Raw genomic sequence first — 12,856 nt, forward strand, 5'->3', positions numbered from 1 at the left:
AAATACATAAAAATGAGCATTATTGTTTCTTAAATCGTTCAAATTGGAAAGTGAGATATGGACAGAGTGACGGCCGCCAAGGTGTTTATTGATGTTGCGCAATCGCGTAGTTTTTCTCGTACTGCCGATCGTCTAAATATGTCTCGTCCTATGGTGACACGATATATAGAAGCCATGGAAGACTGGTTGAAGATTCGTCTGTTGCACCGTACTACGCGGAAGATATCACTGACGAGTGCTGGTGAAGTCTGCCTAAAAGACGTCGTACTGTGGTTAGAGCAAGCAGATAAAATCACTTCCTTGGCAAATACCAGTGATGAGCTATCTGGCTTGGTGCGAATGACTTCCAGTATGTCATTTGGTTTTTCCCAATTGATGCCAGCAATTCAGAATTTCATGGCACAGCATCCTAAAGTGCATATCGACATCGACCTAGAAGACAGCACCGCCGATTTAACCGAGAAAAGCATCGACCTCGCGATACGAATTGCTTCTAATCCAGACCCATCTTTAATTGGTAAGCCCATCGCACGGTGTGAATCCGTTCTGGTTGCATCACCTGCCTACCTAGACAAAGCTCAACCAGTATTGGGTGATATTCAGCAACCGCAAGATTTATCGAAGCATGACTGCTTGGGCTATAAAAACTTTGAACAACATATTTGGCATTTATCGAAACACGAGCAATTTGAATCGATCACTGTCGATTGTCGCTTAACCATCAATGAAGCCACTGCGATACTTCACGGTACGCTCAATGGTGTGGGCATTAGTATGTTGCCAACGTATTTAGTGAATCGCTACATCAACGATGGGCGTTTGTGCCATGTATTACCCGAGTGGAAACCAAAAGACATGGACATCTACGCTCTGTATTCGTCGAGAAAGCACCTATCACCCAATGTTCGAGCCTTGATTGATCATTTAGAACAATACTTTGCTGAGCATCCTTGGTGAGTTAGTTTATTCCGTACAAAATGAAGCAATTCAATAATATACATGTGTTTTAAGCTTGGTTATGCTTGAGATATTCTAAGATTTGGTAGAAGAAAAGGGTTAGACTAATACTACTTTGGTGTGTATCGGTGAAGGGATTTCGAAAATAACATGACAAAACTCCAATCCAACTTTGCTTTTCTCAAAGGTCACAATGACCTTTTGCTCTCCATTGCTCAAGCGGCCGAGAATAATTACCCAGATGATCCGAATACTACACTCGTTAAGTTGCGTATTTTTGGCGAATACGTGGCGAATCATCTTGGCACCTTGCTCAATATTGAACCACAAGAAACCCAGTTTAAATTGCTCGAAGAAATTCAACGTAAAACGAAAATAGATGAAACCATTCTGGATGTGTTTCATAAACTTCGTAGCATTGGCAACCAAGCGGTTCATAAATACCATAATGATTTAAACGACGCCGAAATGTGCCTGAGGTTGTCGTTTCGTTTAGCGGTTTGGTATTACCGCTTGATTAGCCAAGACAAAGATTTCCCCTCGCCATTATTTCAATTACCCAGTAAGCAAGATCAGCAAGCCACTCAACAGGCGTTTCAACAAGAAATAGGCTTACTTAAACAGGCCTTGATGAAAGCCGAGCAAGCCGCTTTGCAAAATGAACATAAAAGCCAAGCTGAGATCGAAGCGCAGCAAACCGAATTAGCCGAGCTAAAAGGCCGTTTGTCGGTTTTTGAAAGTACCAAGCAAGAAACCCAAGCCCAAAGCGACGCACGCATTGCCGCCTTAGAAGCTCAGCTGAAAGCCAAAGAAAATGAATTAGCGACACTCAGCGAGCCAGAACGAAACACTTTCCACAAGGTGACAGCAACGCAAGCCAGCCAAAACAAGCTCAATTTGGATGAACAAGAAACCCGCTATTTGATTGACGAGCAATTACGCCTTGCAGGTTGGGATGCGGACACCCAACACCTCAAACACAGCAATGGCACGCGTCCACAAATCGGCCGTAATATGGCGATTGCCGAATGGCCAACGGGCACGGATGAAACGGGTAAGATGGGATTTGCGGACTATGTCCTATTCATCGGACTTAATCCAGTTGGCGTGGTGGAAGCCAAGCGTTACAACATCGATGTTGCCAGCAAACTCAACGAAGCCTACCGCTACAGCCAAACCTTTGATGTCCTGGCGTACCAAAACGAATTGGCTAAACGCGCTGCCAATGATGATGAGATGATGGCGCAGGTCAGCGAGCTAAGAATTAACCAATATAATGCCACTGGCTATAATATTCCTTTTTGCTTCTCTGCTAATGGGCGTGGTTACAGCGCCGCGGTAAAAAGCAAAAGCGGCATTTGGTATCGGGACACGCGATTAGCAACCAACCAGCCGGATGCCTTGCCTCAATGGTTTACCCCAGACGAGTTGCTAAGCAAGCTGGGTCAAAACATTGGCCAATTAAATAACTGGTTTACCACGCACCCCGATATGAGCGAGCTGGGCTTGCGTTACTATCAAGAAGATGCAGTTCGTGCTGTAGAAAACGCCGTCGTCGCAGGCAATCGTAGTGCGTTACTTGCCATGGCAACGGGCACAGGCAAAACCCGCACCGCCATCGCCATCATGTTTCGAATGATCCAATCTCAGCGGTTTAAACGTGTGTTGTTCTTGGTGGATCGCCGTTCCTTGGGCAATCAAGCGGTTGGTTCGTTCGACGACACCCGCATTCAAGGGCAAACCTTTAATAGCATCTTTAACATCAAAGGGCTGACCGATCGTTTCCCAGAAGACAGCACCAAAATTCACGTTGCCACCGTGCAATCCTTGGTGAAGCGCGTTTTGCAAAATGACGAATTTATCCCTGTTGGCTTGTACGACGCCATCATCATAGACGAAGCCCACCGAGGCTATATTCTCGACAAAGAGCAAACCGAAGGCGAGTTGGCATTTCGTGATCAGCGCGATTACATTTCCGCCTATCGCCGCGTGATCGACCAATTTGACGCCTTCAAACTGGCGCTGACCGCCACGCCAGCCTTGCATACTACCGAGATATTTGGCCGCCCGATTTTTAATTATTCTTACCGCACCGCCGTGATTGATGGCTACTTAAATGACTATCAGCCGCCGATTAAAATTAATACCGAGCTCAACACCAAAGGCATTACTTTTGCTAAAGGCGAGCAAGTTCAACGTCTTGCTGTCACTGGCGATTTACAACTGGATGAACTAGAAGACGAGCAGAACTTCGAGGTCGATCATTTCAACAAGCAAATCATCGCGCCGAATTTTACCAAGGCCATTTGCCAAGAACTGACCAATTGGCTTGACCCAAACAGCCAGCAGAAAACCCTCATTTTTTGTGTCAATAACGAACACGCCGACATGGTGGTTGAAACGTTACGAGACGCCTTTCGACAATCAGGCAACCCGACATACGCCAACTTAGAACACGATGCCATTATCAAGATCACGGGCAACGCCGACAAAGACGCTAACAAGGTACAAAGCCTGATCACCCGCTTTGAAAAAGAACGCCTGCCGAACATCGTCGTCACCGTCGACTTATTAACCACGGGCATCGACATCCGCAGCATTTGCAATCTGGTGTTTTTGCGCAAAGTGCGCAGTCGCATCTTGTACGAGCAAATGAAAGGCCGCGCCACACGTTTATGTCCCGAAGTCGGCAAAACAAGTTTCCGTATTTTTGACGCCGTTGACGTGTTTGCTACGCTGGAATCCGTCGACACCATGCAAGCCGTTGTGGTGCGTCCTAACGTCAGCTTGTCGACCTTGGTGGCCGAAATCCGCGACAACAAAACCTACACCGTGATCGAAAGCAACGACAAATCCTTTGCAGACAACAGCCACGAGCAACTGGTGTCCAAGCTACAACGAGTGATCACCCAAGCGAATTACCAAAAAGACCGCAGTCGCGAGGTCGAACAGCAAGTGCAACAATTGGATGAACGTCTAACAAACGTGGTTGGCTGTGATTTTGCTCAGTTTGCCAACACTCTAAAAAGCCAAGGCGCGAAGCAATCCGCCGAGTATTTTGCCAAGCTACCCAGCGTAATCGAGCAAATCGAAGGTTTAAAACGCACGATAAACAGCTTGCGAGATCGCCCGATTTTTACCGATATCGAAGACAAAGTGATTGGCGTGGAAACCCTGTATGGCGATTACAACCAGCCTGACGACTTCCTCGATGCTTTTGATCGACTGGTCAAAGACAACGTCAACCAACTGGCGGCGCTCGATGCGGTGGTTAATCGGCCGCGAGATCTCACCCGTAAAGGGCTGGTGGAATTGCAAGAATGGTTCGATGCCAAGCACTTTGACGAATCCGCTTTGCAAACCGCGTGGAAACAGAAAACCAACCAAGACATTGCCGCCAAGCTGGTCGGGCACATTCGCCGTGCTAGTATGAGAAACCCACAACTCTTGCCCTTTGACGTGCGTGTCGATCATGCCCTTGAGCGCATAAAAAGCGAAAACGACTGGAACCCAGTGCAAATTAAATGGCTGGATCGTCTCGCCAGTTCGATAAAAGACAAGGTCGTATTGGACGACGATGTCTATAAAATCGGCAATTACAAACGCGATGGCGGCAAACGCAAACTGCAAGACGCCTTCGACAACGAGCTGGACGAGATTCTGCAGAAATTTAACGAGTATATCTGGGACGAACTGGCTTAGCTCGGTATCATACGCGCCAACTGTCACCCAATGCGCCTTAGCCAACCACCTGCTAGGGCGCTTTTACCTTATTTAATTGTGTTATTAATAGAGACATTTTATGAACAACAACGAACTGGTCGCCAAACTCTGGAAACTGTGCGACAACCTTCGCGACGGCGGTGTGTCCTACCAAAACTACGTCAACGAACTGGCGTCTTTGCTGTTTCTAAAAATGTGCGAACAAACCGGTCAAGACGAAGACTTATTGCCAGAAGGCTACCGCTGGAAAGATCTGACCAGCAAAATTGGCATCGAACAACACAGCTTTTACAAAACCTTATTGAACAAACTGGATGGCGATCATCATGCCATCGTGCAAGCCATTTTTTTAAACGCTACCACAACTATTACTCAACCCGCGCAATTGACCGAATTGATTACCAACATGGACAAGTTGGATTGGTACGACAATGACGGCACAGGCAAAGGCCGCGACGACTTTGGTGACATGTACGAAGGCTTGTTACAGAAAAACGCCAACGAAACCAAATCCGGCGCTGGGCAATACTTCACGCCGCGCCCGCTGATTAGCGCCATCGTGGAACTGATGAAACCGCAACCGCGCGAGATCATTCAAGACCCAGCGGCCGGCACGGCGGGCTTCTTGATCGAAGCCGACAAATATATCAAAGCCCACAGCAACAACTTAGAAGACTTGCCCGATGATATACAGAAATTCCAAATGGAACGCGCTTTTATTGGCCTAGAATTAGTGCCAGAAACTCGCCGCCTTGCCTTGATGAACTGTTTATTGCACGACATCGAAGGCGACAGCGAACACGGCGCGATTCGTCTAGGCAACACCTTGGGCGCGGATGGTGAAAGTGTGCCCAAAGCCAATGTGGTCTTGTCTAATCCGCCGTTTGGCAGCGCGTCCAGCAGCAACATTACCCGCAAGTTTGTGCACCCAACGGGCAACAAACAGCTCTGCTTTATGCAGCACATAGTCGAAACTTTGGAACCCGGTGGCCGTGCGGCGGTGGTGATTCCCGACAACGTATTATTCGAAGGTGGCAAAGGCACCGACATTCGCCGCGACCTAATGAACAAGTGCAACCTGCACACCATTTTGCGTTTGCCCACGGGTATTTTTTACGCGGCAGGCGTGAAAACCAACGTACTGTTTTTCCAAAAAGGCACGCCAGATAATCCCCAGCAAGACACCAACTGTACCCAAGAAACCTGGGTCTACGACATGCGTACCAACATGCAAACTTTTGGTAAACGCCGCATGTTAACCGATGCCCACTTTGATGGCTTTATCGCGGCCTACGGGGAAGACGCCAATGGCCAATCGCCACGGGAAGAGGGCGTTTTTACTGGGAAAAGCCAGCAACTGGGTGAAATCGACGGTTTGAGTGAAGAGGAAGGTGTTGACAACGCCCGTTGGCGTAAATTCAGCCGCGACTACATTCGCGAGCAAAAAGGCGACAGCCTAGACATCGCATGGCTAAAAGACCTAGAAGCCAGCAACTCCGAAAACCTACCCGAGCCAGACATCTTAGCCGGCGAAGCCATGGCCGAACTGACCGAAGCCATGGGCGAACTTTACCAACTCATGCAAGCCCTTGGTGCGGATGATGAAGCCGAAGCGCAAAAGCAACTGCTCGAAGCCTCCTTTGGACTGGAAGAAAAAACCGTCGAACAGAACAAAGCGCAAGGCAATGAAAAAGGCCAAGGCGAATTATTTGGAGGCCAAGCGTGAGCGAATTGCCGAAAGGGTGGGAGAGTGACTTATTGGGAAATCTTGTTCACGTTGAGCGAGGCAGCTCTCCTCGCCCAATCAAGGATTTTATTACCGAAGCAGAGGATGGGGTTAATTGGGTAAAAATCGGTGACATGAAGGAAGGCCAAAAATATGTAACTTCGACAAGAGAGAAAATCACTAAAGCCGGTGCCTTAAAATCTCGGTTTGTAGGTATTGGTGATTTTATCCTTTCAAACTCTATGTCTTATGGGCGACCATATATTATGGCAATTGAAGGTTATATCCATGATGGGTGGTTTGCTATTAGACTACCAAATGGCATAGACACTAATTACTTCTATTACTTGCTTTCTTCCTCATATATTCAAAATCAGTTTAATCAACTTGCGGTTGGTGGGGTGGTTAAAAATATTAGTGGTGATCTGGTTAAGAAAGCTAGTTTACCAATTCCTCCTCTAGCCGAACAAAAACGCATTGTCGAAAAGCTAGATCAAGTTTTGGCGCAGGTGGACACCATCAAAGCTCGCCTCGACGGCATTCCCGCCATCCTCAAACGCTTCCGCCAATCCGTCCTCGCCGCCGCAGTGAGTGGGAAATTGACGGAAGAGTGGAGGGGGGAGGATAAGCTTGCTCAAGTCAGTTTCAATGAGATCAAATTAATAAAAGAAAATTTAATAAAAAATAAAGTTGCTAAAAAAGATTTAGAAGCTAAAGAAGGGCGTTTGTTACATTCAATGCCTAAAGAATGGTTGTGTGTGAAATTATGCTCTGTCGCTTTAAAAATAACAGATGGTGAGCATAAAACACCAAAGCGAGAAGGTACTGGGAACTACTTATTATCAGCTAGAAATGTAAGAGATGGTTATATAGCCTTAGATAATGTTGATTATGTTGGTGATGAAGAGTTTTCAAAGCTAAGAAAACGCTGTGATCCGAATAAGGGTGATATTTTAATTTCTTGCTCAGGTTCCGTTGGAAGAGTTTGCTTAGTTGATGAGGATGATAAATATGTGATGGTAAGAAGCGCTGCACTTGTAAGAGGTATAGACGAAATTATATTCAATAAGTTTATGATGTTAGCTCTACAGTCACCAATGCTTCAGAAAAATATTGAAGATAGTTCTAGGTCTACTGCTCAGTCTAATTTGTTTTTGGGGCCGATAAAAGAACTTGATATTCCACTTCCATCACTCGAAGAACAAACCGAGATCGTCCGTCTGGTGGATCAATACTTTGCCTTTGCCAACACCATCGAACAGCAAGTGCAAAAAGCCCAACAGCGCGTCGATAAACTCACCCAATCCATCTTAGCCAAAGCCTTCCGCGGCGAACTCGTACCACAAGATCCAACCGATGAACCCGCCGACGAACTGCTTAAACGCATCGCCGCCGCTCGCGCCGAAAGCGAAGCCCTTGCCAAGGCCGCGAAGAAGGTTGGCAAAAAGACAGGGAAGAGTTAACCCCCTCCCAGCCTCCCCCTTAGCAGGGGGAGGAGCAGGCTGGTTTGTCTAAGTTTGTTTGGCGTAAATAACCACCCCAGTTTCTCGGATCTGTTTTAACAAGGCTTGGTTGGTGAGGTTGTTTTCATCAATTAAGTCGATCATGTACGGGCTGTTCATATCGTCGAGTTCAATACGAAGCGTGGGGATGATGTCTGCTTTTGGTGTTGAAATAGAAAGGTCTATGTCTGAGCCGTTACGAAAATTGCCTGTGGCGCGGGAGCCGAACAGAGTCACTTTTTCAATGTCTGGATACTTTGAAAAGGTCTCAGACATTTTTTGTAACAAGTTTGTTGGAATGCCGAATTTGGAAAGGGTCATAGGGTGGACAGTTTTTCTTTTAGTTGGATGAAGCAGGCGTTATAACTTTCTCGTACTTTTGAAAATTCCGTTTCAAGAATACTCGCATCGTAGGCGTGTACCGTTTTGTTACGACTTTCGATCATGTCCATCCATGTTTGACCGTCTTGGATGAGACCTAGGTTAAACGCCAGTCTTGTTGTGGTTCTTGACCCTGTAATGTTTTGATGACCTTCGTATTCAAGGTAGTCTTTTAGCACTTTCCAAGCCAGTTCGTGAGTGAATTCGAATCTCTGTAGAACGCCTTCCTTTATGATGTTTGGCGATTTTTCGTCGTAGGCTTCTACGGCTTCGTTTAGTTGCAGTAAGGCTTTTTTATAATTTTGAAATCGTTGTTTCCAACGTTCTGATGGTAGATTTTCTTCGGTCATGCCTTTGTCGTCTCTTTGGCCTATACGTTCTGGCATTATGCCACAGATTACTTTGAGTAAAAGGGCGGGTTTTCGTTTAGCCTATTTCCTAAAATGCTCCGCCAGCTCCTGCCATTGCTGTTCTGATTGGGCTACTAGCATTTCGCCGTCGAGCATACTTGGGCTGTATTCTTCGCCGCTGAGTAGACGACACACACCGCCCGTTTCCGTGAAGATCAGCACTCCAGCCGCGTGGTCCCAAGGCATCATTTTATAGGTTAGGCTAAATTGAAAATGCCCCAGTGCCATCTGTCGGTAAGCGGGGCAAGAAGGCAGGTTGTTGATGCGAGCAAAGCGTGTCGCCTTGATGGCAAAGTCTTTTTTTCGGTCACCGACATAGGAATGAATCGACATGATGCCAGCGTGTTGTTCTAGCGGTGTATCTGCTTGAATGTGCAATGCGACAGGGGCGGTTTCAGGCGCTGCATAGTTACCTCGTTCCGCCTGAGTCGTCGCTTGATAATACGCGCCTTGTCCTTGGTTCGCATAAATCCAATCATCGTTTACTGGGTCATAAAGCACACCGAAGCGAGTAACGCCTTTGACGACGACGGCCAAAATGATGCCGAAGTCAGAAAGTCCGTGAGCGAAGTTCCAAGTACCGTCAATAGGGTCAATGATGACACAAGTATCGGCACGGCTGATTTTATCGGTAGTGGATGGGGCCGCTGCAACCGCTTCTTCACCGACAATGGCCCAGTCAGGAAAACAGCGTTGAATTTCATGGGTAATGAAGTCTTCACTGGCTTGATCGGCAATGGTGACCAAATCACTGCGGCTGGTTTTTTCTTTGATATCTTGGCTGTCGAGTTGGCGAAAATGAGGCATAACAATCTCTTGGCCAGTACGACGTAGAATATTGATTAACGTGTCTTGAGTGTTTTGGTCGAGATTCATACTGCCTTACTCCGCTGTATTTCCTTTGGGTGGATCTATTATACGGTATGAGTATGACAATTAGTTTATTGTGTAGAAATCAGTTTAGAAAAAGGCCTAGTCTGTCGTTCAAACTAGACCTTTTTAATTGCTAAGGCATTCTCAGGACATTATTAGTCCGCCATCGATATTGATGGCTTGTCCAGTAATGTAAGCCGCATCGGGCCCAGCTAGGAAAGCGACCAATCCGGCAACTTCTTGAACACTTCCAGCGCGTTTCATTGGGATGTTCTCTACCCACGAACTCATTAACTCTCCAGGTTTAAAGTCTCCCATGAGCTGCCCCCAGACACGGTCATTGTAGTCCCACATATCCGTATGAATAATACCTGGGCAGATAGAGTTTACAGTAATGCCATCAATCGCGACTTCTTTAGCAAGGCTTTGCGTTAATCCCATCGCACCAAATTTACTGGCAGCATAGTGTGGGGTGTAGATAAAGCCTTCTCTTGCTTGGCCTGATGCGGTATTGATTAAACGACCACCATTGCCAGCTGCTTTCATATAGCTAATGGCTTCTTTACAGCAGAAGAACATGCCTTTGGTGTTTACATCTAATGTGATATCCCAATCATTTTCAGTGACTTCATCTAATTTTGAAATTCGGATAACACCTGCATTTTGCACAGAAATGTCAATTGACCCCATCTGTTCATTCGCTTGTTTATAAAACTGTTTGATGGAATCGACTGAACTTACATCGCAATTTAAGAAGTTGACTATTTGCTTAGGGTAATTTTTTTTTAGTGCTTCTACAGTAGCACCATAGTCTGTGTCGACTGTGCCAACGACTACGTTAAAACCGTCCTGTAAAAAGCGTTCTGTAATGCCTAACCCTATGCCTTTGTTACCACCACAGATGACAACATTGTTGTATTTTCTAGTCATGAGTAAACCTGTTTTTGTTTTTGAATAAAAATTCAAGATAGAATAATAAATCACAAAAAGTCAATAAGTCATTCTTAATTTTTAAAGAGTGGAGGTTCTATTGATTGACTTTTTAGTTCTTGACAAGTGATAGAGAGTATTTAATAGTGTTTGAATAATTAAACATTACTGAATATATATTCGGTGGTTGTAAATACAAAAAAAAGAATAATTATTGTTGGAGTAATGCTTATGTTACGAAGCCGCTTTGGTGCATTGTTCTCATTGAGTGGTTCTACCGGTCCTTTGGTTGGCTTGTTGCTACTTTGTGTTTTCCTTTCTTTTTCGACTGAGTCGTTCTTTTCGATACGCAATTTCGTCAATATTCTTGATCAAATAACGGTGTTGGGCATTCTTGCTGTCGGTATGACGTTTGTTATTTTGATTGGTGGTATTGACCTTTCTGTTGGTTCAGTTTTAGCACTCTGTGGCATGGTGATGGGCTTTCTCGCAAAAGAACTTGGTTGGCCAATGGAGGCGGCCATTTTTACCGCTTTGATTGCCGCGGGGTTGGCAGGCTTAGTTTCAGGAATACTAATTGCTTTTTTTAAGGTCCCCGCTTTTATTGCAACTTTAGCCATGATGTCTGCCGCGCGAGGTCTAGCTAACATGGTAAGTGATGGGCATCAAATCATAAGTTTTCCAATTTGGTTTAACTTAATGGCTGTGATTCGCTATGGCGGCGTCATCACCATTACGGTTGCTATCATGTTTGCAGTCTTTGCTATTAGTTGGGCATATCTAAAATTCACTTCTGGTGGGCGTAGTCTTTACGCTATTGGTGGTAATGCCGAAGTCGCTCGTCTTGCTGGTATTAAAGTTAAGCTTCATACCGTTGGGGTTTATGTTTTTGCTGCGGTGTTGTCCGGTATTGCAGGCGTATTGCTGGGCGCTAGATTGGACTCAGTACAGCCACAGGCAGGCGTTTCCTATGAGCTTGATGCTATTGCAGCGGTGGTTATTGGTGGAACAAGTTTATCTGGAGGGACTGGTAGCTTAGCTGGCACGATTATTGGCGTGTTAATTATCGGAGTGCTACGAAACGGGCTTAACTTGTTGGGTGTTTCTCCCTTTATGCAGCAAGTTGTTATCGGTCTCGTAATCGCCTTAGCCGTATCGATTGAAGCTTTAAAGAAAAAGTAGTAGTCCGACTCGATTCTCGAGACTGTACGGCGTGTTTAACTGTCGTCAAAAGCAATGTGGAAACTTGACTGTTGAATTCGTTAGTAAAGGGTCTCATTTTGAACGGATATTCTGAGCACGAACTGTTCGGCAAGTTGTCGGGCATCCTTAGAGCCCGTATATAAGCAGTATACGGAGTTTAATAAAAATAATATTTATAAGGGTAAATAACGATGAAACTTAAAAAACTGATGTTAATGTGCGCTTTCACCACGTCTGTTATCTCTATGGGAAGCACTGTCAGTGCTGCTGAAATTAAAAAAATTGGTTTAGCGGTCCCTAATCTGTCGGCTAATTATTTTATTCAAATTAAAGAGTCTGTTGAAGAATATGCTACGAAAAAGGGAATTAAGGTACTTACGGTTAACGCAAATGACGACAGCTCGACTCAAGTGAGTCAAGTTCAAGACTTAATGACGCAAAATATAGATGCCTTTTTATACATACCTGCTGGTGCGGCGGCGGCGACTGTACCACCACGATTGGCTCGTAGAGCAGGCATTCCGGTTGTGAATTTGGATCGTAACGCTGAGACTGAGCCTGGTGATACGTTTATTGCTGGTGAAGGTATTAAGTCCGCTTATAAAGTATGTAGTCACATTATTGATCTAGCGGGTGGTAAAGGTGAAATGATCATTATCCACGGTCAAAAAGGTGTGACTCCTGAAGTTAATCGTACGAAAGGTTGTGAACAGGCAATCGCCGAAAATCCAGAAGTGAAACTGGTGGCAAACCAATGGAGTGAGCGTTGGTCGCAGGATGAAGGTTTTTCGATTGCGCAGAACTTGCTACAAGCTTATCCAAATGTGAATTTGATTTTTGGTCAGGCTGATGGTTTGGCAATGGGAGCGTCTAAAGCGGTTGCGGCTTCTGGTCTTAAGCATCGAATCTTTGTTGGTGGCTATGATGGCGATACAGGCGCGTTGCTTGCCATTAAAAAAGGTGTATTTGACGTGACAGCCACTCAAAGTACTCGGGCTATGGGGCGTTTAGCCGTTGATTCGGCTATTAAGCTTGCGGCCGGTGGTACAGTGCCAAAAGAGCAGATTATCGATGCGGTTTTAACAACGTCTGCTAATGTTGATGCGTTTATTGCGGATCATCCTTAAATCGCAAATATAGGAGCAGATAAC

10 protein-coding genes are annotated in these 12,856 nt (G+C 45.6%); 6 read left to right on the forward strand and 4 right to left on the reverse strand.

Annotated features, from left to right (window positions below; all coding sequences use genetic code 11):
• Positions 1-57 precede the first annotated feature (57 nt).
• The 4 genes from OA79_RS04975 to OA79_RS04990 all read left to right on the forward strand — a co-directional run bounded on the left by OA79_RS04975 (position 58) and on the right by OA79_RS04990 (position 7,869).
• Positions 58-957, forward strand: a complete 900-nt coding sequence (locus OA79_RS04975; RefSeq protein WP_063332114.1) for a LysR family transcriptional regulator — start codon at positions 58-60, stop codon at positions 955-957.
• 150 nt (positions 958-1,107) lie between these two features.
• Complete coding sequence (hsdR, locus tag OA79_RS04980; protein WP_063332115.1) at positions 1,108-4,659, forward strand: type I restriction-modification system endonuclease; 3,552 nt, start codon at positions 1,108-1,110, stop codon at positions 4,657-4,659.
• 100 nt (positions 4,660-4,759) lie between these two features.
• Complete coding sequence (locus OA79_RS04985) at positions 4,760-6,406, forward strand: N-6 DNA methylase (RefSeq protein WP_063332116.1); 1,647 nt, start codon at positions 4,760-4,762, stop codon at positions 6,404-6,406.
• Positions 6,403-7,869, forward strand: a complete 1,467-nt coding sequence (locus OA79_RS04990; protein WP_063332117.1) for a restriction endonuclease subunit S — start codon at positions 6,403-6,405, stop codon at positions 7,867-7,869. Before OA79_RS04985 ends, OA79_RS04990 begins: the two co-directional genes overlap by 4 nt.
• 48 nt (positions 7,870-7,917) lie before the next feature.
• Here OA79_RS04990 and OA79_RS04995 read toward each other — a convergent pair whose 3' ends face one another.
• The 4 genes from OA79_RS04995 to OA79_RS05010 form a co-directional block, all read right to left on the reverse strand.
• Positions 7,918-8,229, reverse strand: a complete 312-nt coding sequence (locus tag OA79_RS04995; protein ID WP_063332118.1) for a nucleotidyltransferase domain-containing protein — start codon at positions 8,227-8,229, stop codon at positions 7,918-7,920.
• The gene (locus tag OA79_RS05000; protein ID WP_231908803.1) at positions 8,226-8,675 is read right to left on the reverse strand and encodes a nucleotidyltransferase substrate binding protein; all 450 of its coding nucleotides are present in this window, start codon (positions 8,673-8,675) and stop codon (positions 8,226-8,228) included. The genes OA79_RS04995 and OA79_RS05000 overlap by 4 nt, the downstream gene beginning before the upstream one ends.
• Positions 8,676-8,720: 45 nt before the next feature.
• Positions 8,721-9,575, reverse strand: a complete 855-nt coding sequence (locus OA79_RS05005) for an inositol monophosphatase family protein (RefSeq protein ID WP_063332119.1) — start codon at positions 9,573-9,575, stop codon at positions 8,721-8,723.
• A gap of 141 nt (positions 9,576-9,716) precedes the next feature.
• On the reverse strand, positions 9,717-10,502 hold the full coding sequence (locus OA79_RS05010; RefSeq protein WP_063332120.1) for an SDR family oxidoreductase: 786 nt from the start codon (positions 10,500-10,502) through the stop codon (positions 9,717-9,719).
• Between the two features lie 231 nt (positions 10,503-10,733).
• Between OA79_RS05010 and OA79_RS05015 the strand changes: the two genes are divergently transcribed.
• On the forward strand, positions 10,734-11,684 hold the full coding sequence (locus tag OA79_RS05015; protein ID WP_063332121.1) for an ABC transporter permease: 951 nt from the start codon (positions 10,734-10,736) through the stop codon (positions 11,682-11,684).
• Between the two features lie 212 nt (positions 11,685-11,896).
• The gene (locus tag OA79_RS05020) at positions 11,897-12,832 is read left to right on the forward strand and encodes a sugar ABC transporter substrate-binding protein (RefSeq protein ID WP_063332122.1); all 936 of its coding nucleotides are present in this window, start codon (positions 11,897-11,899) and stop codon (positions 12,830-12,832) included.
• Positions 12,833-12,856 lie beyond the last annotated feature (24 nt).

Origin of the sequence: Marinomonas sp. TW1 (assembly GCF_001625355.1) — a bacterium.
Taxonomy (GTDB): domain Bacteria; phylum Pseudomonadota; class Gammaproteobacteria; order Pseudomonadales; family Marinomonadaceae; genus Marinomonas.

Bases quoted from the DNA above. Each gene is read 5' to 3' on its own strand.
- OA79_RS04985 (WP_063332116.1), top strand. From the start codon at position 4,760: ATGAACAACAACGAACTGGTCGCCAAACTCTGGAAACTGTGCGACAAC.
- OA79_RS04975 (WP_063332114.1), top strand. From the start codon at position 58: ATGGACAGAGTGACGGCCGCCAAGGTGTTTATTGATGTTGCGCAATCG.
- OA79_RS05015 (WP_063332121.1), top strand. From the start codon at position 10,734: ATGTTACGAAGCCGCTTTGGTGCATTGTTCTCATTGAGTGGTTCTACC.
- OA79_RS04995 (WP_063332118.1), bottom strand. From the start codon at position 8,229: ATGACCCTTTCCAAATTCGGCATTCCAACAAACTTGTTACAAAAAATG.
- OA79_RS05020 (WP_063332122.1), top strand. From the start codon at position 11,897: ATGAAACTTAAAAAACTGATGTTAATGTGCGCTTTCACCACGTCTGTT.
- OA79_RS05000 (WP_231908803.1), bottom strand. From the start codon at position 8,675: ATGCCAGAACGTATAGGCCAAAGAGACGACAAAGGCATGACCGAAGAA.
- OA79_RS05010 (WP_063332120.1), bottom strand. From the start codon at position 10,502: ATGACTAGAAAATACAACAATGTTGTCATCTGTGGTGGTAACAAAGGC.
- OA79_RS05005 (WP_063332119.1), bottom strand. From the start codon at position 9,575: ATGAATCTCGACCAAAACACTCAAGACACGTTAATCAATATTCTACGT.
- hsdR (WP_063332115.1), top strand. From the start codon at position 1,108: ATGACAAAACTCCAATCCAACTTTGCTTTTCTCAAAGGTCACAATGAC.